Below are 22,694 nucleotides of genomic sequence, written 5' to 3'. Positions count from 1 at the left end.
CAACATTTCAACAATTTCACAACAAAAAACATTCGGCACCATAAAAAATACTTTCATGGTGCCGTTGCTATCACGGCAATACCGACTACAACCGCAATGTTACCCACTCTTCTACACTAGCCAATGCGGAAGGAAGAGCTGCTACATCAGTCCCACCAGCCTGAGCCAGATCAGGGCGACCTCCTCCTTTACCTCCAACTTGTTGGGCAACAAAAGAGATTAAGTCGCCTGCTTTTATTCTAGCAGTCAAATCCTTCGTTATACCAACAATTAGGCTGACTTTATCACCAGTCACAGTAGAAAGCACAATAATTGCTGACCCCAATTGGTTTTTCAGATCATCAACCATCGTTCTGAGCATTTTCGGTTCAATATCACCTAACTGAGTCACCAATAGACGAACACCTTGGATTTCTTTAGCCTGATTCGCCAAAGAAGAGCTTTCCTGAGCTGCCTGCTGAGATTTCAACTGTTGCAACTCTTTTTCCAACTGCTTCGTTCTATCCAGCACCGTTTTCACTTTCTCATTCAGGCTACTGATATCACCTTTCACCAAATGAGCAATGTCTTGAAGTGAATCAGTCTGCTGATAAACAGAGTTCAGCGCAATTTGCCCCGTAATAGCTTCTATACGGCGAATTCCTGCAGCTGTACCTGATTCACTGGAAATACGGAACAACCCAATATCACCAGTGCGACTCGCATGAGTACCACCACACAACTCAGTGGAAAAACCTCCCATGCTAAGTACACGCACTTTTTCATCATATTTCTCACCAAATAGTGCCATGGCACCTTTAGTTTTTGCTTCCTCCAGCTCCATTACTTCTGTAACAACTGATGAATTTTTACGAATTTCTTCATTCACCAAGTTTTCTACCAGACGGACCTGTTCTGGCTTCATCGCCTCAAAGTGAGAGAAGTCAAAGCGCAGATACTTATCATTTACTAAAGAACCTTTCTGGGCAACATGATCTCCCAGAATTTGACGTAATGCCGCATGTAGTAAATGAGTCGCAGAATGATTCAAACGGATCGCATCTCTACGTACGACATCAATTTCAGCGTCAACTGTATGACTAACACTCAAACTTCCACTTTTCAATTTACCAATGTGACCAATAGCCTGAGCATATTTTTGTGTATCAATGATTTCGAATACACTATCCCTATTCGACAATTTACCCGTATCACCAACTTGTCCGCCAGATTCAGCATAGAAAGCGGTTTTATCTAGTATAACAACTGCTTCTTCACCCGCATGAATTTTCTCAACAGATTCACCATTACGGAAAATAGCCGTGACAACAGCTTGCTGTGAATTATTCTCATAACCACAAAAATCACTACGCCCGTCAACTTTGATCAGTTCATTGTAATCTGTACCAAAACCACTCGATTCACGGGCTCGGCGACGTTGGTTTTCCATCGCCACATCAAAACCTGCTTCATCGACTTTAATATTACGCTCACGGCAAACATCCGCAGTAAGATCAACTGGGAAACCATAGGTATCATACAAACGGAAGGCTGTTTCACCGTCGAGGGTATCACCAGATAATTTGACCAGCTCTTCATCCAGCAACTGTAAGCCACGCTCTAAAGTACGGGCAAATTGTTCTTCTTCAGTTTTCAATACCTGTTCAACCAAAGACTGCTGCTGTTTTAGCTCTTCTCCAGCCGCCCCCATAATTTTAATCAATGGAGTAACTAACTTATAGAAGAAGGAATCTTTCGCACCCAGCATATTGCCATGACGAACGGCGCGGCGAATGATACGACGCAACACGTAACCTCGGTTCTCATTCGACGGAATGACGCCATCGCAAATCAAGAACGCACATGCACGGATGTGATCTGCAACAACACGCAGAGATTTATTGGAGAGATCTGTTGCTCCTGTCACTTCTGCAACCGAATCAATCAGATTTTTGAATAAATCAATTTCGTAGTTAGAGTTGACGTGCTGCAATACTGCGGCAATACGCTCCAGTCCCATCCCCGTATCAACAGAAGGTTTTGGTAGCGGCTCCATTGTGCCATCTGCATGCCGGTTGAATTGCATGAAAACGATGTTCCAAATTTCAATATACCTGTCACCGTCTTCTTCTGGACTACCCGGAGGTCCTCCCCAAATATGGTCACCGTGATCGTAGAAAATCTCCGTACAAGGGCCACAAGGGCCGGTATCTCCCATTTGCCAGAAGTTATCTGAAGCATAAGGAGCACCTTTATTATCACCAATACGAATAATTCTTTCTGTCGGAACACCGACTTCTTTATGCCAAATATCATAGGCTTCATCGTCTGTCTCATAGACAGTAACCCACAGTTTTTCTTTTGGCAGATTGAACCATTCTTCGCTGGTCAACAACTCCCATGCGTATTTGATTGCATCTTGTTTAAAATAATCGCCAAAACTGAAGTTACCCAACATTTCGAAGAAAGTGTGGTGACGGGCTGTATAACCAACATTTTCTAAATCGTTATGCTTACCGCCTGCACGAACGCAGCGCTGAGCCGTTGTTGCTCTAGAATAAGGCCTTTTATCCAATCCGAGAAAAACATCTTTGAACTGGTTCATCCCTGCGTTGGTGAACAACAATGTTGGATCATTAGTTGGCACCAACGAACTACTTGGTACTATCTGGTGCCCTTTAGTATGAAAAAAGTCAAGAAACGCTTGACGGATCTCAGCGGTGCTTTTGCTCATAATTGTCCCGAAATCAAGCCGAAAAAACAGATTTATGAATGGTTGAAATGGTACATTGCATCACCATTTCAACTCACGAATAAATTAAAGTAGGGTTAAGATAGAATGTCTTCCATAAGAAGTAAAATCCCATATAAATCCATTCGCTTTTCAGCATTGTAATTCGTCTAGACATTTTCTGAAAGTCTGTTCATCAAGCCAGTTTCAATACACCTATTTCAAAGATGTTTATTCTTCCATAAAAGCAAAAAACCACATTCAATTGAATGTGGTTTTTTGCAGATAAATTAGATCTGAAATAATACAGAAAAGTAATTAAAACTCTTCGTTATTCACTTCTTCACTATTTTCTTCATAGTCTGTCTCATAGTCAGCAGCTGCATTACTAAAACCTTCGGTATTGTGCAACAGCAAATCACGCAGTTTCTTATCTAATTCAGCAGCAGTTTCTGGGTGCTCTTTTAGATAAATAGTAGCATTCGCTTTACCTTGGCCGATCTTATCGCCATTGTAGCTATACCATGCACCCGCTTTTTCCACCATTTTGTGTTTAACACCCAAGTCGATCAATTCGCCAAGCGTGTTAATACCTTCACCATAAAGGATTTGAAATTCAGCCTGTTTAAACGGCGCGGCAACTTTGTTCTTAACCACTTTCACACGTGTTTCGCTACCAACCACTTCGTCGCCATTTTTTACAGAGCCAGTACGGCGGATGTCCAAGCGAACCGATGCATAGAATTTCAGTGCGTTACCACCAGTCGTGGTTTCAGGGTTACCGAACATCACACCAATTTTCATACGGATTTGGTTGATGAAAATCAGCAGAGTATTTGAGTTTTTCAAGTTACCCGCCAGCTTACGCATGGCCTGACTCATCATACGTGCTGCCAGCCCCATATGAGAATCACCGATTTCACCTTCGATTTCCGCTTTTGGTGTCAATGCAGCAACAGAGTCAACGATAATAACGTCAACAGCACCAGAGCGTGATAACGCATCACAGATTTCCAGCGCTTGCTCACCTGTATCGGGCTGAGAACACAGCAGGTTATCAATATCTACACCCAGTTTTTTGGCATAAACCGGATCAAGGGCATGTTCGGCATCAATAAAAGCACAAGTTCTACCTTCACGCTGAGCTGCTGCAATCACTTGCAGTGTCAATGTTGTCTTACCGGAAGATTCAGGCCCGTATATTTCAACTATACGCCCCATCGGCAAACCACCTGCACCCAATGCAATATCTAGTGACAGAGAGCCGGTAGAAATGGTTTCAACATCCATTGAGCGGTTTTCACCCAAACGCATGATAGAACCTTTACCAAATTGTTTCTCAATTTGGCCCAACGCTGCCGCTAGTGCTTTTTGTTTGTTTTCATCGTTAGCCATTTTTACTCCTTCGCAAGCAATGAAGGGGCTGCCCCACTGCTGATAAACTGTTTCTCATACCAAAGTGCTGGAATCAATTATACTGTATAATCATACAGCATCAAGTTAATTTTTTATGATCTCTTCCAACAACGTTTTTAAAGAAAAAATGGCAGCTTGCAGACGCACATTGTTGCGATCACCCACAAAATGCTGACGGCATGTTACAGTTTGAATGTCTTCACCGATATAAAAAGCAAATCCAAAACACACTGTACCAATGGGTTTCTCCCCACTACCGCCATCAGGGCCTGCAATGCCACTGACTGAGACAGCAAAGTCCGCTTTAGCGACCTTTAGTGCCCCTGCCGCCATCTCTTTTACAACCTGTTCGCTTACTGCACCAAACTGTTCCAATGATGCCAATGAAACGTCCAGCATTTCATGTTTGGCATCATTGCTGTATGTCACAAAACCGCGATTAAAGTAAGCCGAACTTCCCGCAATATCTGTGATCACTTTTGCAATCCAGCCTCCTGTACAGGATTCTGCACAGGTTATGGATAATTTCTGCGGCTTTAATCTATTTCCCAGTTCAATACTAAGCTGACTCAGGATTTTTTCATCCATAACAAGCCTTCAATACTAGAATAAATTAATTTTTCCGAAGCAGATCCCAAATCCAAAGCCCTCCAATTGCCAGAGAGAGCAAGATACCAAAGCCGATACCAATAACAACGGCCGATACTTCCAGCTTCATGGAAATCAAATACAGCCCCAACATCACTAACATTGCACTGTTTTCACCAAGGTTCTGCACTGCGACGGCTTTGCCTGCACCCATCGTGTGTTTACCATATTCCTGCAATAGTGAATTTAATGGCACAACAAAGAGTCCACCAAATATACCAAGGACAATCAGAATTAAATAGGAAGACCATATCGATTGCTGGGTGGCAAAAAGGATCACCATGACCCCAATCAAGATACCTGCGGGCATACAACGACGAACAGTCTTCATTGTAATAAATCTCGCAGCCAGACCCGCTCCGACAATGATACCAATCGCAACTACCGCATTCATCAATGTCGGTATTGTATTTCCCTGAATTCCCAGCACGACGGGCACCCATGCGACCAGCAGGAAGCGCAGTGTGACACCAGCCCCCCAGAATAGACTGGTGCCCACCAGTGAAAATCTTGTTTCCTGATGACGCCAAAGTGAGGTACAGGTAGCGACGAAATCCACCAGCATTTTTTTAGGTGCCCAGCCTTTTTCATGGCGAGCAGCATCCAGACGGGGAATATAGAAATTAGCTACTACTGCCGAAGCATATAGCAAGGCACAAAGCCCCAATGCCAATATCAGCTTCATGTCAGAAAGGAAACCACCTACCACAGAGCCAATCAGGATAGCGGCAATAGTTGACGCTTCCATCATGCCATTGGCTTTAACTAAATGCCCTCCATCTGTCAGTTCCCCCAAAATGCCATATTTAGCCGGAGAATAAGCAGCAGCACCAATTCCCACCAAGGTATATCCCAAAAATGGATCCATATCGATGCAGATACTGATGGCACCAAGCAATTTGATGCCGTTGGAAAAGAGCATAACCCGCCCTTTTGAAAACCTATCCGCAATTTGCCCCACAAAGGGGGCAAGTACTATATAGGTTAATACGAAGACGATTTGCAGGGCTGGCAAACTCCATCCTGGGTAAGATTCCGCTTTTAATTGAGCCAAAATGGCAAAAAACAACGCATTGTCAGCAAAAGCAGAGAGAAATTGCGATAGCAGCACAGCCTTCATTCCCTTATTTAACAGCGACTTAGCCTCCACAGTGCCATTCATTTTCTCACTCCTGTTCGGCCATTTTTCTTAATGTGACAAAATCCGGCTTACCACTACCAAGCAACGGTAATTGTTTCACATAGCGAATGTCGCGTGGAACTGCCAACTCAGGCATTCCTATTTCACGTGCCACTCCCAGCATTGAATTTCTATTCAGATTTGCATCGGTTGTAAACAGTACCAGTACTTCACCTTTATTTTTATCGCTTTTGGCAGTTGCAGCGTGCAAAGCGTCAGTAGAAATACGTGATGCAATTTGCTCTACGGCTTCGAGAGAAACCATTTCCCCCGCCAGTTTGGCAAAACGTTTCACACGCCCCTTAATTTTGCAGAAACCGTCTTCGTCAATGGAAACAATATCTCCGGTATCATACCAACCGATTTGATTATTCCCGTCAGCATCTTCTGCTAATGGAGGCTCCAGACAATCAGGTGCTTCAACACGCAGGTAACCTTTCATGATATTCGGCCCACGTAATTGTAAGCGTCCCCCTTCTTCAATGCCCTGTACTGGTAACAGACGAGCTTCCATACCCGGTAAAATCCGCCCAACAGTTTCCGTTTTTGCGGCCATCGGCACATTGATTGCCACAACCGGAGCACATTCTGTTACCCCATAACCTTCCAGAATACGGATACCGAATTTATCCAGCCAAACACGTTTAGTGTTTTCTGATAACTTTTCTGCGCCAGCGACGACATAGCGTAGGCGAGCAAAGTCATAGGGGTGTGCAAAGCGGGCATAATTTCCCAAGAAAGTGGAAGTTCCGAACAATACCGTACAGTTACGATCATAGACCAGTTCAGGCACAACACGATAGTGCAGTGGGCTTGGATAAAGGAATACCCTGCTACCTGTCATTAACGGGGTAAATAAACCAACGGTCAGACCAAAAGCATGAAACAGCGGTAAAGAAGACATGAAACGATCTTGTGGAGTAAAATCAGCAACCGTTTTTATCTGCTCAACATTTGCCAGTAAACCGGCATGGCTATGAACAACCCCTTTTGGTGCACCTTCTGAACCTGATGTAAACAAGATTAAGGCATCATCATCTGGTTTTTGCGAAGCCATGATTGCTTTGGAAGGAAAAATTAAATGCCACAGTATCCAAAGCTTATCGTCTCGTGTAATTGTGTCTTTCAAATCCTCAAGATATACCCAACGGGCTTCTGTCACCTGTTCTGGCAGATGAGTCAGCTGCCCTTTCTCCAAAAACTGACGGGATGTCACGATAGTTTTGATTGTTGCCGCTTGCATAGCATTTTTAATACCATTGCTTCCAGCCGTATAGTTCAGTAGAGCAGGGATTCGTCCTTTCAACGAAGCACCATATACGGCTGCTGCCATAACAGTCGCATTCGGCAACAGTAAACCAACCCGTTCACCCTCTTTAGTAAAGCGCTCTAATATCCGGCTGATACCCAATATTTTTTTCAGTAATGAATGATAACTATCTTCCTTGAAGTTCACATCTTCAATACAGGGTTTGAAACGACCAAAACGCTTTTGTGCCGTAAGGTAGGAACTAAATAATGTTTCTTTTGGACGTGTCTGCATTCTCGCATCCATCATAATGGCATGGAGATGCTCTCCCGCTAAACGGCGTCGCGTTGTTGAGTTAGGGACATCCGGCATTGGCAAATCGACCGAGGGTAAAATCTTGATGGTAATTTTCGGGAACCAATGCAGTTTCATTATCCCTTTCAATCGACCAAAAATGGTTTGTTCCGCACCCTCAATTCGAATTGGAACCACTTTTGCGCCCGATTTTGCAGCAATAAATGCGGCACCATCATAGATTTTCATAAGAGAACCCGTCACAGTGATCCGTCCTTCCGGGAAGATCACAATAGGGCGCCCTGTCTCCACTTCTTTAACCAACGTTCTGACCGCCATAGGATTGGTTGGATCCAGCGGAACAACATCAGCATAAGACTTAATAAATTTGAGAAAGCTACTGGTCGCAATATTAGAATAAATAGCGAATACTGGCTTTACTGGCAGGAACAAACCAATCAGCAAACCATCCAAAAAGGAAATATGATTGGGTGTAATAATACATCTGGGGTGATTGAGCTGCTTATCATCACCTTCTACTGTGACCCTGAAGAGTAGACGAACAAGTAACCGTATAAAGTTTAAGAGCATATCCATATCTCAAATATAATTAAATAAAATTAAAGTGAGTGAGTAGAATGATACTATAAGTTGTATAAGCAGCCTGATATATAAGATTTTCCCGCGATATAAAAAATAAATTCAAAATACCTGAATATATTAAATTATTTTATTTTTCCAGTTTAAAATGTAAGATTTAATACTAGATACAATATCTTCTGTCACAAAACTGGCATCGACAATGAAATCTGCGCATTCACGGTATAATGGTTCTCTTTCAGCCAGTATCCCTTCAATTTCTTCTGTAATGGATTTTCCTGTCAGACTAGGGCGTTGCGAATTTTCTGGATTAAGGGATAATCGCTTGACTAAAATGTCTGCGGGTACTTGCAAATAAATCACAATGCCATTTTGTTGCATATGCTGGCGATTTTCCGGCAACAATACCATTCCTCCGCCTGTCGCAATAACGCATTCATTCTGATTCACCGCTTTCAACGTTTGGCTTTCATATTTTCTGAAATATTCCCAGCCATGCTGTTCCACAAGATTTGCAATGGTCATTTCACTGGAAGTCTGGATACGCTCATCAGTGTCAACAAATTTATACGACAATGCTTCAGCCAACAACTTACCTATTGTCGTCTTCCCTGCACCTCGTGCGCCTACGATGAATAGAGTTTGTTTCATTTCGTTGTCTTCCTGAAGGGGGATATAAAATAAAGTGTAAACATGAAGTATAGTAACTAAATATTTACATTAGTGTAAAAGTCATTTTTATTAAACAAAAAGCCACTCTTAATTTCAAGAGTGACTCAACATAGCTCAATACATTCTAATTAAGATAGGATGATTAACGGCGGGGTAAATAATCGCCATAACCAATCCATTTATACGTTGTCAACGCATCTAACCCCATCGGGCCTCTTGAGTGTAATTTTTGAGTGCTGACCGCCACTTCAGCTCCCAAAGCAAATTGGCCACCATCAGTAAAGCGAGTACTTGCATTAACATATACGGCAGCTGAATCCACATGACGTACAAAGTAATCAGCCTGCTGTAAAGATTCAGTCAAAATAGCGTCAGAATGGGCAGTACCATAAGTGCGGATATGCTCAATAGCCTGATCGATATCGCTGACAATCTCGACATTCATATCTAAAGACAACCATTCATCACAGTAATCTTCTTCTGCAACTTCGACGACGGTTGCAGGGCCACCTTTCAGCAACTCCATCGCTAATGCGCTCGCATGCAATGTCACTCCCTGCTCTTTCATTCTGATACTCAACACTGGCAGAAAATCACCCGCAATTTTTTCATGTACCAACAAAGTTTCCAGAGAATTACACGCGCTCGGTCGCTGAACCTTCGCATTAGTGATAACTTCCAATGCTTTTTCAACATTGATGTTTTCATCTACAAACGTATGACAAACACCAATGCCACCAGTAATCACGGGTATGGTCGATTGTTCACGACAAAGTTTATGTAAGCCAGCACCACCTCGAGGGATCAACATATCAACATAGCGATCCATTTTCAGCAACTCAGCCACCAACTCGCGATCTGGCTTATTGATAGCCTGAACGGCAGATGAGGGTAAACCGCTTTGTTGCAGTGCCTGCTGAATAACTTTAACCATAGCCTGATTGGTATGGTGAGTTTCTTTACCACCGCGCAGTATCACCGCGTTACCTGTTTTCAAGCACAATGATGCAACATCAATGGTGACATTAGGACGAGCTTCATAAATCACGCCAATGACTCCCAAAGGAACACGGCGGCGACTTAATTGCAATCCACTATCCAATACTTGTCCATCCATGACCTGCCCAACAGGATCTGCCAACCGACAGACCTGACGCACGTCATTGGCGATGGCATTCAGTCGCTCAGGAGTTAGCAATAACCGATCAAGCAATGCTTCACTCATTCCCTGTTCACGGGCCTGATTCATGTCTTGCTGATTGGCAGCAAGGATCACGTCTGTTTCTGTCTCCAGTAAATCAGCAATATGATTCAATGCCTGATTTTTCTGGCTAGTACTTAATTGCGCCAACTGCCATGATGCTGATTTGGCTGCTTTTCCCATCTGCTCTAGCATGGTGGAATCCTTAATTCACGATCAATTAATTTACGATCAGGTCGTCACGGTGAACCGCAACAGCCCCATGTTCATAACCCAGTATCTGGTTAATGTGCTGTGAATGCTGACCAGCAATCAGACGTAAAGCATCGCTATTGTAACGACATACGCCATGAGCCAAATCCTTACCAGACAGGCTGCTAATGCGGATTACTTCACCACGGGAAAAATCACCTTTAACGCTTTTGATCCCTTTTGGTAGTAAAGAACTTCCTTTCTCAAGAATGGCAGCTTCTGCACCATGATCGACAACAATTTCCCCGGCAAGAGGAGCACCAAAGATCCAGCGTTTACGGTTTTCCATCGGGCTAATCAACCCATGAAAACGTGTCCCCACCGATTTTCCTTCAATCACATCGGCAATAACGTTCTGTTTATTGCCAGCGGCGATGATGACATCGATTCCTGCACGCCCAGCGATTCCCGCAGCCTGGAGTTTTGTTGCCATTCCTCCCGTGCCCAGACCTGAAACACTTTCCCCAGCCATCATTTTAAGTTCATCGCTGATGTCATGTACTTCAGCGATCAATTTTGCATCAGAGTTACTACGAGGATCCGCGGTATAAAGTCCTTCGATATCTGTCAAGAGCAATAATTTATCTGCACTGCCTAAAATAGCCGCTAACGCAGAAAGGTTATCATTATCACCAACTTTAATCTCTGCTGTCGCAACTGCATCGTTTTCATTAATGACAGGAATAATATGATTATCCAGTAATGCTTGAAGCGTATCCCTTGCATTCAAAAAACGTTCACGATCTTCCAAGTCTGCACGGCTCAGCAACATTTGTCCGACATGGATACCGTAAATCGAAAAAAGTTGTTCCCACAGTTGAATCAAACGACTTTGCCCAACCGCTGCCAGCAACTGTTTTGAAGCAATTGTATCTGGGAGCTCAGGATAGCCCAGATGCTCACGCCCTGCCGCAATAGCGCCAGAAGTCACAATAATAACGCGGTGGCCTTTTTCATGCTGTTGAGCACACTGGCGAACCAGTTCCACAATATGAGCACGATTCAAACGACGAGAGCCACCAGTCAATACACTCGTCCCCAGTTTCACAACCAACGTTTGGCTGCCATTCATCATATTTCTGCCATTACAATTAATGTGAAACACAATATGCAATTTAAAAAATTGCAATACGTTTAAAAAACCAATAGGTTTAAAAAAGCAATAAGTTTAAGAAAACCGTAGTCAGTTTTAACAGGTGAGAAGCGTTATGCCAACTGACATAACGCAAAATTTAAAAAAGAGGCTTAGAACAAATTCATGCCATAGTCTGAGTCTTAAGGGTGATAGTGTGTTCAGATGGAGTTAACGTAAGCTTGAGGGTATCAAAAGAATCGGCCAGACGTTTGTGAAATGTCTGCAAAGTTGATTCAAGATGCTCGAGATCAGCCATTTTTTTGATACTCATAGCACGCCATTCACCATTCTTATCAAATAAACCTATCTGATAGTTATAAACAAAACCCTGTTCCTGTGCCTCTAATTCCAGCCACCATCCCCAAAACTCTCGTTTTTCTGGTTCCACTTTTGCACTGACACAAACCGCTAAGCAGTCAAAGAAAAAATAACCATGTTGGCATTTTAATTCACGTACATACGGCCCTAGTGCAGAAAAATTCTTTAACAACCTATTTTTAGAATAACTTGCAGATAAAGTCATACAAAGGTCTCCTTATATACAGAAACACCTTTGTATCAAATGATTAAAAAATATCAAGTGATAAATTTTACTTTATACAACTTTATCTTTCAGCCATACACTTATTTCATGTAAAGCCTTATTGAATCCACCATAAATTGACTTAGAAGGAATTGCCCGTAACGAACCATCCATTGATGACATGGCAATCAACCTCGAATCTTTTCTGGGACTGAAAATATCGTCTTCCCAATACGCAGAAAACATAGGAACAGTGCAGCGGCGCCCTAGCAAACCTTGATTTTTCAGCGAGTAACAAATCAATTCTGAGCGTAGTCTCTCTTCATCAACGTGGTAAATACCTAAACGGCTGGCAAGTACATCGAGATACATTGACGGGATTTTCTGCTGTAGTTTTTCATCATGCAGTAATTCATGAACAATCGGCCCAATCACTGCCACCCCCTTGATGAGTTTTGGCTCTAAGTAGGCTAGCCGGACAGCGATATTGGCACCAAAGCGAAAACCAAACACACCGACAGAGGTATGGTCAATCCACGGTACACTATCCAATTGTTGCAAAACTTGTTGATGAAGTGCGCAAGTATCCTGCGTCAATGTAAACTTGGCGGAATAACCCACTGAAGGTATATCCACCGTTAACATAGCAAAGCCGAGAGTCGAAAAATGTTCGCGAAATAACCGCCAACAATCACTTTGTACATTATCAAGGCTGGCACAGACTAATATCGTTGGACAAGGCCCCTGAGCCTGAGCAGGGATATGCAATAAGCCCGTTACACTTTTGCCTCCTTCCAATTGAAATTCCAGTTTTTTCAACTGATAGTCAGAAAAATGCGCTGCATTTTCATAGGCTTTATTGGCCAACACACTCGCCTGATCAGCCAGTTCATCACCGCGCAAATGAGGATAAGCGGCAATACTGTATAATGTGGCCGCCTTTAACCAGTATTCGCCGGCTTTTTCCGTCTTTTCAGCACGCAATGCTTCCTGTTGCCAGTGCATTGCCTGCTGCGACCACTCAAATGCCCAGTTTCCTTTACGATAGCCAATCACAGTATCTAATAAATGGTCAACACTGCGCTCGGCATCTGTCACGGAAATCCTGCTGAGAACATCTTGAATTTCCAGCGGATTGATCCCCCTCCAGATCCAAGCGAGCCAATTAATCATCCGATACCAACGCTCACGAGGCTCCCCACCAAGCACACTATCACTGGCAGTTACAGACTGTGGGCAAGTGTATTTAACCAGTGTGGAGGTTTCCCGATGTTTAAACCGAGGCTTAAACAACGATTCTGAAAGGTTTTGTTTAGTCATGACAAAAGAAAAATCTTACGGATTAATTACAAATAGGTGGAACAAACATTACGCCCATATCCCATGGCTGTTCAATCCATGTATTTTGTGGAATATCAACGATATAATCATCCACAAGAGGTCGACCGGCTGGTTTTGCAAAAATCGTTACAAAATGGGCTTTCGGGTACATTTCACGGATTGCCTGCGCAGTACCTCCGGTGTCGACGAGATCGTCAACAACGATGAAACCTTCACCGTCACCTTCCGCTTTTTTCAATACATTTAATTCGCGCCGATTATCATGATCATAGCTGGAAATACAAACCGTATCTACATGACGAATTCCCAACTCACGAGCCAGCAATGCACCAGGCACAAGACCACCACGGCTAACAGCAATAATGCCTTTCCACTGTTCGACTGGAAGTAAACGTTGCGCCAATTGACGGGCATGTATTTGCAACATATCCCACGTTACAACATATTTTTCACTCATAAAATTTGATCCTGGAGACAAAAAGAATATTTCAGAAAAGCGTTTTTTTGCGGAAAAAAGGTTGCGCGAGATTATAGTGATTTGAACAGACAAAAACCAGCAAAAACAAGGTAACGCCTCATTCTGACTGCACATTGTAGGCAATAAAATGGTATTCTCAAGCATGGCATGGACATTGAGTCAACGCAACATGACAAACGTTCCTCAATGCGTCAAACATTACCTTTTTCTTCTTATCAAGATGTAGTTACAGGAGATTCGCCGTGTCCGAACTATCAACATTATCCCCTCAACCATTATGGGATATTTTCGCCCAAATTTGTTCTATTCCTCATCCTTCTTATCATGAAGAAGCACTTGCATCCCATATTATTGAGTGGGCGAAAAGCAAAGATTTCTATGTAGAGCGGGATGAAGTCGGCAATATTCTGATCAGAAAACTCGCTTCAAAAGGTATGGAAAATCGTAAAGTTGTCGTACTTCAAGCACACCTTGATATGGTTCCACAAAAAAATAACGATACCCAACACGATTTCAAAAAAGATCCTATCCGTCCTTATATCGATGGCGATTGGGTCACAGCTGATGGTACCACTCTGGGTTCTGATAACGGTATCGGCATGGCTTCCGCTTTGGCGGTATTGGCCGACGAATCTGTCAAACACGGCCCATTGGAAGTTTTACTGACCATGACTGAAGAAGCCGGTATGGATGGCGCATTTGGCCTGAAATCTGGCTGGTTGCAAGCTGATATTCTGATCAATACCGATTCAGAAGAAGAAGGTGAAATTTACATGGGCTGTGCTGGCGGCATTGATTTTACTACAACCCTGCCATTATCCCGTGAAACTCTTCCTGCTGGCTACAAAACCCTGCAACTGACAATTAAAGGCTTAAAGGGAGGGCATTCTGGCGGTGATATCCACTTGGGGCTGGGCAATGCCAACAAATTACTGGCTCGTTTCCTCTCAGCATATGCAAATGAACTGAACCTAAAATTGATTCATCTTCAAGGTGGAACGCTACGCAATGCCATTCCTCGTGAAGGCTCCACCGTGATAGCGATCCCTGCTGATAAACTTGAGAAATTGCATCAGTTGAAAGATAGCTATCTGGAAACATTGAAAACCGAATACGCTGTCGTTGAAACCAACCTTACTCTCTTATTGGATGAAACCGAAACATCATCACAAACGCTAACAACGGATAGCCAAACTCGTTTCTTGTCCATGCTTAATACCATGCCTAATGGTGTTATCCGTATGAGTGACGTCGCTAAAGGTGTGGTAGAAACTTCGCTAAACGTAGGCGTTGTGACAATGGACGAGGATAAAGTCGAAGTTATTTGCCTGATCCGTTCACTGATCGAAAGTGGTAAAGCTTATGTTGTGGATATACTGAATTCTTTAGCAAAACTGTCTGGTGCAGAAACAGTAGCAAGTGGCAATTATCCGGGCTGGCAGCCTGATGCCGACTCTCCAGTCATGCATTTAGTTCGTGAAACTTATCAGCAACTCTTTGATAAAATACCAAACATTATGGTAATCCACGCAGGTCTGGAATGTGGATTGTTCAAAAAACCCTATCCTGACATGGACATGGTTTCCATCGGCCCGACCATTCGTGGCGCTCATTCTCCTGACGAAAAAGTTCACATTAAGAGTGTTGGTCAATATTGGCAATTGTTAACGGCTATTCTGAAATCCATTCCGGAAAAAGAATAATGCTTCTCCCCCTGCCCAAATTCGCAGGGGGTTCCCTTCCCGTACGATCATCTGGCATTATCAGCACTACCATTCCAGCAATAATTGCCGTTCCAATTGGGGGCTTTGTAAGGTGACATGCAATCCAACTAATCTCACTCCTCGCCCTTCCCTACGAGTTTCCCACGCCTGTTTTGCAACCTGAATCAGATCAGATTTATCTAACAACGGGTGTACGTGTTCTTGTGTCGTCAATTGAAAATCATCAAATTTTAGTTTGATACCTTGGCGGGCAATACGAAGATCAGGTTTTACCTTTTTTAAACGCTTTTCCAGTTCAGGATAAAGGTTTTCAATAAGTTCAACACACTCACACCATTCATGAATATCCTGCGCCAAGGTTTTTTCCACACCAACAGATTTACGCAGACGATCTGGCGTAATTTGCCGTTCATCAATGCCGTGGCAACGTTCCCAAAGCGACAGGCCAAATTTGCCTAAATTTTTTATTAACGCCAGTTTATCGTAACGTTGAACATCAGAGCAGGTTTCCAGCCCCATGTCCGATAAACGTTTTGCAGTGACTTTCCCAACTCCGGGAATTTTGTGCAATGGCAGCGACTTCACAAAGGTTTCGACATACTCAGGGGAGATAACATATTGACCATTAGGTTTATTGATATCAGATGCAATCTTGGACAAAAATCTAACCGAAGCAATACCTGCAGAAGCCGTCAATTGTAATTCATCAAAAATCACCTGACGGATTTCTTGGGCAATCAGTGTGGCTGAGCCGTGACAATAATGACAATTCGTCACATCCAAATAAGCCTCATCCAGCGAAAGAGGTTCAATAAGATCGGTGTAACGAGAAAAAATCTGACGTATATGTTGAGACACTTCTTTATAAAGAGCCATTCGACCAGGGATCACTTTTAATTGGGGACAAAGTTTTAATGCCATTGCAGTAGACATCGCGCTATGTACTCCAAAACGACGTGCAGAATAATTTGCCGTACTAATTACGCCTCGTCGGTCTACACTTCCTCCCACCGCAATAGGAACATCGCGGAGTGATGGATTATCCCGCATTTCAATGGCGGCAAAAAAGCAGTCCATATCAATATGAATAATCTTGCGCATCTAATCTCCCCACGACGAAATACTGTATAAATATACATTAATAGACTATGAAACTCTAGCTAATCTTTTAAGCGGAATTTCAATGAGTTGATTTCCTTGAATGGATATCGCTCTATGTACGCCCACCAATAATAGTTAATTTGCTGACGTCAATCAGCACGTCGTCATATAAGCTGCAGTTGTCAGTATGCACGACACTTAAATCTATCGATACAAAATACCTATAAGTTATTATTTTTATTTTAAATATTTCATCTAATTCATAATAACTTAATTCATTTATCATTTACTTTGAATATATATGTGACACAAATATATTTCGTATGTACCATTAGCCAAGTTTTTTAATAAAAAAAGTTATTAATAAAAATAAGGATAGTAATGAAAAATAATATTTCATTTTACCTATATCAAGTATCTGATATTTTATTCACCTCATCTACCAGAGCATTTGGCATGCTGTTTTCATGGTGGATGATTGAAGTGCTTAATCTCGATTTTCAGCTTGGATGGTTTATTTTTTCATCGTGGGCTTTACAAGTCTTATTTTTAGTCTTCATGAGTAACGCTGGAGATAGATTCAATAAAAAAAATATAATATTACTTTGTATAACTCCTTCCGCCTTACTTTTTGTTATCTCTAACTTCATCGATAATAACTTATACATTCCATTAGGGATTATATATATATTTGCTTCTATTTCATCCATACTTATTCAGCCAATTGGCACAAGCATTCTTCCTGAAATAAGTGACAAAAATAAATTGGAGTCAGCATTTAAATATAGAGGAATGGTGAATTCAATTAATATCATACTTGGCCCTGCCATATCCGGTATTGTTATCCATTATTTAAACATCGACGGAGCTTTAATCTTTATTTCTTTAATGTCTATTTCATCCATCATTGGTTTTTACTTTATAAAAAATCAACAAAAAGAAATACCATTACAACAACATAAAAGTAATATAGGAAGTATTAAGATCATTACTAAAAACCCTACAGAAACAAGCTTAGTTATTGTTTCTTCCTTTTTTAACTTCACTGTAGTTCCATTAGTAACCTATATCACCCCGTTGATTATTATCAATGAGTTTAAGCTAAGTGCCTTACAAGTAGGAATTGCCGAAGCAACATTTGGTGTAGGTATGATGATTGGCAGCACTATTATCATTAAACATATGAATAAAATTTTCTGCAAAGCTCACAGTGCCTTTATTGCAGCCTTCACAATTGCTGTATGCATAACGGGTATATCCACGGCAACTTCACTAATTGGATTATGTAGTTATATGCTAATTAGTGGAATAGGTTTGGTTATTTATAATATAAACACAACTTCAATTAGATGCCTTGCAACACCAGAAAATCATCGTAATACAATGGAATCAAAATTTCTTGCTATCTGCATCATATCAATACCGCTAGGTATGCTATCTACAACATATATTGTAGAAAATTATGACATAAGAGTTTTATTATTGATATTTTCCGCCTTAATGGGACTCATATCTTTCTTTGTTCTATTTTCGCCCAGATATGTTGAAATATCAAAAATGTCAGAATCTGAACTGAATGGTTATTACGGTAAAATTTACCCGGATGCTTATTATTCTAAATAATGGTTAATAAGATTATAACTTAATTTTAAATGATATTCTTTTCATCTTTCAAGTTGCAGCTAACCAATCTGCAACTTGAAAAGTATCCCCTAAAAAACGTCAACACACCCTAATTATAAAATGGGTTAGTTATTATATTTTACTTTTATCCTCCGCTTGGAAAAATCAATGTCTGCCCCGGCGCTTCGCGGTTCAAATGAATAAAGTTGAGATGTTTTTCATAGTGGTCAAGGATATCGCTGATGATTTGCTCTTTGGTGTAGTCCATCAAATCATTCCCCTGTGTTCCCTCCATCAAAAACGTTTCCAGTCGATAATAATGAGACTTGCCCGATCTCGCACGATAGGTAAATCCGGGCACGGAATAACGTTGTGGCCAAATCTGATAGATAAAATTTTGTTCATCTCCTAAATCAACAATCAGCTCAAGTGGATTCAGGCGTCGATCTTCTTTCGGTGGCAAAACGTTAAACTGGACTTTCGCACCACGTACTACCAGTTCCTTAGCGACTTCCAGCATAGCGGGGCGGCATACCATATCCAGCATCCGTTGAGTATTTTTCGTGCCGGGGAAGTGCATCATACGACTCAAGCGCTGTTTCCAATTCAACGAACCGTTGTCATAGACAAGGGTGGGAGAAGTATTTTGCAACGAACTGGCTTTGCGGAAATCTTCCACCCTCAAAGACTTATACAGCCCCGCCATCACAAAAAACATTACAAAGCTAAAAGGTAGCCCCATGATAACCGTAGTATTTTGCAAAGCAGAAATCCCATCGGTCATTAATATGCCTAATGTTAATACCCCTATCACCACAGACCAAAAGACACGCAGCCAGTTAGGTGCGTCATTATTGATATCACTGAGGTTGGAAGTGAAATTTCCTAAAACCAGCGAGCCAGAATCTGCCGACGTTACATAAAACAGTAATCCTGTAATCGTGGCGACAGAAGCACTGAACTTAAATGCAGGATAAAGTGCCAATAACCTATAAAAACCTTGCTCTGGATGTTGGAGCACGGTTTCAGCCAATTGACGATTGCCGTGAAGGATTTCATACAACACACTGTTACCAAAAATAGATAACCACAACAGGGTAAAAACAAATGGAATAATCAAAGTCCCCATAACAAACTGGCGAATAGTCCTGCCACGAGAAATACGCGCTAAGAACAAGCCAACAAATGGCGACCAAGCAACCCACCATGCCCAGAAAAAGAGTGTCCAATTATTCATCCATTCAGTCGGTCGTTCAAATGCAAAACTATTGAGCGTCATCCCCATAAAACGACTGATATAATCCCCGACATTCTGCACTAATCCATTAAGCAGGAATTCCGTATCTCCCACAAACAAAATAAACAAAACCAGACCAAGGGCCAGCAACACATTCAATTCGGATAAAAACCGGATACCTTTGTTCACACCAGAAGTCACAGAGATAATTGCTATCACCACTGACAACAATATCAAGCCCCCCTGAACACCCAATCCTTGTGGCAAACCAAACAGCACTTTTAGTCCATAATTCAACTGTACCACTCCGATTCCCAGCGTGGTGGCAATCCCAAAAATCGTTCCTATAACAGCCGCAATATCCACAGAGTGGCCTATTGGGCCGTTTATTCGGTTACCAAAAATAGGATAAAGGGCTGAACGAATAGTCAAAGGTAAATTATAACGATAACTAAAATATCCCAGAGCAATCCCCATCAAGGCATACATAGACCAGCCCGTCAGGCCATAGTGGAACAGTGTCCACACCATCGCCTGACGAGCTGCTTCAATTGTTTCTCCTTGACCTATAGGTGGCCGCATATATTGCGTCACAGGTTCAACTACCGAGAAAAACATCAAATCAATACCGATTCCAGCCGCGAACAACATTGCAGCCCAACTAAGCAGGCTAAATTCCGGCTTGGATTGCTCCGGGCCTAACTTAATGGAACCAAACCGGGACGCGGCAACAAAAATGACAAATACAATGTAAAGTGTAGCGGCAAGTAAATAGTACCAGCCAAAAGTTTTAGACACCCAGTTTAGAGTGTTTTTTATCCAATTACTTGTTGCATCAGTGAAAAAAATAGTGAATAACGAAAACACAATAATCATCCCAGCAGAGGTGAAAAAAACAACTGTGTTTAACGTATCCTTTTGAGTGTTTTTTGGACTGTCTGGTGTATTCATATAGGCAGTTCCTGAAATTAATGAAAAGAGGAAACAAAAAGAAAAATATATTTAATTATTTGAATTAAAAGTGAAATTTAAATTTTATTAAATAATTCCGATTGCGAATTGTGAAAATATTGTAATAAAATATATTTAATTTTGATTGAACATTCAATCAAAAAAAAGTTTAATAACCACCGAATGATGTAATTTTCTGAGCATAAAATCATGCCAAAAATAGGAATACAGTCGATAAGAAAACAGCAGCTCATTGATGCTACGTTAACTGTCGTCAATGAAGTTGGGATGCAGGAAGCAACTATTGCGCAAATTGCCCGAAAAGCGGGTGTTTCCAACGGAATTATCAGCCACTACTTCAAAGATAAAAATGGGCTACTTGAAGCTACCATGCGTCATTTATTGCATCAACTGGGGATGGCAGTAGCACGTCGATTACGTCTGCTTGACAACGCGCCCCCCGCTCAAAGATTGAAAGCCATTGTTGAAGGAAATTTTGATCCCAGCCAAATCAGCAGTGCGGCAATGAAAACGTGGTTGGCATTTTGGGCCAGCAGTATTCACCAACCCAATCTGTATCGGCTACAACAAGTCAATGAACGCCGTCTGTATTCCAATATCTGTGTCGAATTTAAACGCGTCTTGCCCAAAACAGAAGCAAGACTGGCTGCCCAAGGCCTTGCAGCATTAATTGACGGCATTTGGCTGAGAAGTGCACTCTCCAGCAAGCCTTTTGACATAGATGGGGCGTTCAAGATCACCATCGATTACATTGAACAGAAACTCAGACCATTGGAATATACTCAATAGGATAGTTTCTTAAGGAGAATCTATGACCCATTTTGGACTACAAAAACTTTATATCCACGGTGCATATGTTGATAGCACCAATCCAGATAGCACTGATTCCGATAACGCCATTTTTGATGCAATCAATCCAGCCAATGGTGAGGTTATCGCCCAATTTCAATCCGCAACAGAACAAGATGTTGATCTGGCAGTCGAAAGTGCTCACAAGGGGCAGAAAATCTGGGCGGCAATGACTGCGGTGGAACGTTCACGGGTCTTACACAAAGCAGTGAATATTTTGCGTGAACGCAATGATGAATTGGCCGAGTTAGAAACACTGGATACCGGCAAACCCCTTTCTGAAACCCAGCAGGTTGATATTGTCACGGGGGCCGATGTGCTGGAATATTATGCAGGTTTGATCCCAGCCCTTGAAGGCCAGCAAATTCCACTACGTGAATCTTCTTTCGTGTATACACGCCGTGAGCCACTGGGCGTCGTAGCAGGGATCGGGGCATGGAATTACCCCATCCAAATTGCGCTGTGGAAATCAGCACCAGCACTGGCTGCCGGTAATGCCATGATTTTCAAACCCAGTGAAGTCACTTCCCTCACTGCACTGAAATTAGCCGAAATCTATACCGAAGCAGGCGTACCGGATGGTGTATTTAATGTTCTGACAGGTGCAGGTCATACAGTAGGGCATTATCTGGCAATCCATCCGAAAATTGCCAAAATGTCTTTCACCGGTGGCGTTGTCACAGGTAAGAAAGTCATGGCAAATGCTTCTGGATCAACGCTAAAAGAAGTGACGATGGAATTGGGTGGCAAATCCCCGCTGATCATCTTTGATGATGCTGATCTGGATCGAGCAGCCGATATTGCCATGATGGCAAACTTTTTCAGCTCAGGTCAGGTTTGTACTAACGGTACCCGCGTTTTTGTTCCCAAGGCACTGCTTGCACAATTTGAAGCCAAAATCCTTGAACGTGTTAAACGTATCCGCATTGGTTCACCTTTCGATCCCAATACTAACTTTGGCCCTTTGGTGAGTTTCCCACATATGGAGTCTGTTTTGCACTATATCGAAAGCGGCAAAAACACCCATGCCCGTTTGCTTTGTGGTGGTGAACGTCTGCGAGAAGGCGAACTGGCAAAAGGCGCATTTGTCGCACCGACGGTATTCAGTGATTGTACCGATGATATGCTGATTGCACGGGAAGAAATCTTTGGCCCTGTGATGTCTATCCTGACCTATGAAACAGAAGATGAAGTCATCGCCCGAGCCAATAATACGGATTACGGTTTAGGTGCAGGATTGGTAACAAAAGATCTTTCCCGCGCCCATCGAGTGATCCACCAACTGGAAGCGGGGATCTGCTGGATCAACACATGGGGAGAATCTCCATCCGTCATGCCTGTCGGTGGTTACAAACATTCTGGTGTCGGTCGTGAAAACGGGCTGGTTACACTGCAAAATTACACACAAACCAAATCAATACAGGTTGAACTTGGCAATTTTGAATCTCTATTTTAATTTTAATCCATGACTGAAACAGAAGAGATAACA

17 protein-coding genes are annotated in these 22,694 nt (G+C 42.2%); 4 read left to right on the top strand and 13 right to left on the bottom strand.

Annotation, left to right across the window (positions count from 1 at the left end):
* Positions 1-85 precede the first annotated feature (85 nt).
* The 11 genes from alaS to gpt all read right to left on the bottom strand — a co-directional run bounded on the left by alaS (position 86) and on the right by gpt (position 13,678).
* Positions 86-2,713, bottom strand: coding sequence for an alanine--tRNA ligase (gene alaS, locus Xhom_RS07835; RefSeq protein ID WP_069316618.1), 2,628 nt, complete (start codon positions 2,711-2,713; stop codon positions 86-88).
* A gap of 315 nt (positions 2,714-3,028) precedes the next feature.
* Positions 3,029-4,105, bottom strand: a complete 1,077-nt coding sequence (gene recA / locus Xhom_RS07830; protein ID WP_069316619.1) for a recombinase RecA — start codon at positions 4,103-4,105, stop codon at positions 3,029-3,031.
* 105 nt (positions 4,106-4,210) lie between these two features.
* On the bottom strand, positions 4,211-4,714 hold the full coding sequence (gene pncC, locus Xhom_RS07825) for a nicotinamide-nucleotide amidase (RefSeq protein WP_069316620.1): 504 nt from the start codon (positions 4,712-4,714) through the stop codon (positions 4,211-4,213).
* 25 nt (positions 4,715-4,739) lie between these two features.
* Entirely contained in the window at positions 4,740-5,936 is a 1,197-nt protein-coding gene (gene lplT, locus Xhom_RS07820; protein ID WP_069316621.1) for a lysophospholipid transporter LplT, read from the bottom strand.
* 4 nt (positions 5,937-5,940) lie between these two features.
* Positions 5,941-8,094, bottom strand: coding sequence for a bifunctional acyl-ACP--phospholipid O-acyltransferase/long-chain-fatty-acid--ACP ligase (gene aas / locus Xhom_RS07815; protein WP_418384891.1), 2,154 nt, complete (start codon positions 8,092-8,094; stop codon positions 5,941-5,943).
* Positions 8,095-8,217: 123 nt separating this feature from the next.
* On the bottom strand, positions 8,218-8,748 hold the full coding sequence (gene aroL, locus Xhom_RS07810) for a shikimate kinase AroL (RefSeq protein WP_069316623.1): 531 nt from the start codon (positions 8,746-8,748) through the stop codon (positions 8,218-8,220).
* A 163-nt stretch (positions 8,749-8,911) separates the two neighbouring features.
* Positions 8,912-10,165 carry a glutamate-5-semialdehyde dehydrogenase gene (proA, locus tag Xhom_RS07805; protein ID WP_069316624.1) on the bottom strand — a complete coding sequence of 418 codons (1,254 nt, stop codon included), beginning with the start codon at positions 10,163-10,165 and terminating at the stop codon, positions 8,912-8,914.
* A gap of 25 nt (positions 10,166-10,190) precedes the next feature.
* Positions 10,191-11,297, bottom strand: a complete 1,107-nt coding sequence (gene proB, locus Xhom_RS07800) for a glutamate 5-kinase (RefSeq protein ID WP_069316625.1) — start codon at positions 11,295-11,297, stop codon at positions 10,191-10,193.
* Positions 11,298-11,478: 181 nt separating this feature from the next.
* The gene (gene crl / locus Xhom_RS07795; protein ID WP_069316626.1) at positions 11,479-11,880 is read right to left on the bottom strand and encodes a sigma factor-binding protein Crl; all 402 of its coding nucleotides are present in this window, start codon (positions 11,878-11,880) and stop codon (positions 11,479-11,481) included.
* A gap of 72 nt (positions 11,881-11,952) precedes the next feature.
* The gene (gene frsA, locus Xhom_RS07790; protein WP_069316627.1) at positions 11,953-13,200 is read right to left on the bottom strand and encodes an esterase FrsA; all 1,248 of its coding nucleotides are present in this window, start codon (positions 13,198-13,200) and stop codon (positions 11,953-11,955) included.
* Positions 13,201-13,222: 22 nt separating this feature from the next.
* Entirely contained in the window at positions 13,223-13,678 is a 456-nt protein-coding gene (gpt, locus tag Xhom_RS07785) for a xanthine phosphoribosyltransferase (RefSeq protein ID WP_069316628.1), read from the bottom strand.
* A 263-nt stretch (positions 13,679-13,941) separates the two neighbouring features.
* Here gpt and pepD point away from each other — a divergent pair, with 263 nt between their 5' ends.
* Positions 13,942-15,402, top strand: coding sequence for a beta-Ala-His dipeptidase (gene pepD, locus Xhom_RS07780; RefSeq protein ID WP_069316629.1), 1,461 nt, complete (start codon positions 13,942-13,944; stop codon positions 15,400-15,402).
* Positions 15,403-15,468: 66 nt separating this feature from the next.
* Here the strand turns inward: pepD and dinB are convergent, their stop codons facing one another.
* Positions 15,469-16,524 carry a DNA polymerase IV gene (dinB, locus tag Xhom_RS07775; protein ID WP_069316630.1) on the bottom strand — a complete coding sequence of 352 codons (1,056 nt, stop codon included), beginning with the start codon at positions 16,522-16,524 and terminating at the stop codon, positions 15,469-15,471.
* A gap of 381 nt (positions 16,525-16,905) precedes the next feature.
* Here dinB and Xhom_RS07770 point away from each other — a divergent pair, with 381 nt between their 5' ends.
* A complete protein-coding gene (locus Xhom_RS07770) occupies positions 16,906-18,147 on the top strand; it encodes an MFS transporter (RefSeq protein WP_069316631.1) in 1,242 nt (413 codons plus the stop codon).
* Positions 18,148-18,292: 145 nt separating this feature from the next.
* On the opposite strand, the gene Xhom_RS07765 is transcribed toward Xhom_RS07770, so the two are convergent.
* Positions 18,293-20,335 (bottom strand): choline transporter, encoded by a 2,043-nt coding sequence (locus Xhom_RS07765; RefSeq protein WP_069316632.1) that lies wholly within the window; start codon positions 20,333-20,335, stop codon positions 18,293-18,295.
* Between the two features lie 210 nt (positions 20,336-20,545).
* On the opposite strand from Xhom_RS07765, the gene betI reads away from it, so the two are divergent.
* A complete protein-coding gene (gene betI, locus Xhom_RS07760; RefSeq protein WP_069316633.1) occupies positions 20,546-21,145 on the top strand; it encodes a transcriptional regulator BetI in 600 nt (199 codons plus the stop codon).
* Between the two features lie 22 nt (positions 21,146-21,167).
* Entirely contained in the window at positions 21,168-22,661 is a 1,494-nt protein-coding gene (gene betB / locus Xhom_RS07755) for a betaine-aldehyde dehydrogenase (protein WP_069316634.1), read from the top strand.
* Positions 22,662-22,694 lie beyond the last annotated feature (33 nt).

The sequence above is a fragment of the Xenorhabdus hominickii genome, from assembly GCF_002632725.1.
Classification (GTDB): Bacteria; Pseudomonadota; Gammaproteobacteria; order Enterobacterales; family Enterobacteriaceae; genus Xenorhabdus; species Xenorhabdus hominickii.
This window is presented reverse-complemented; position numbering and strand designations above follow the sequence as displayed.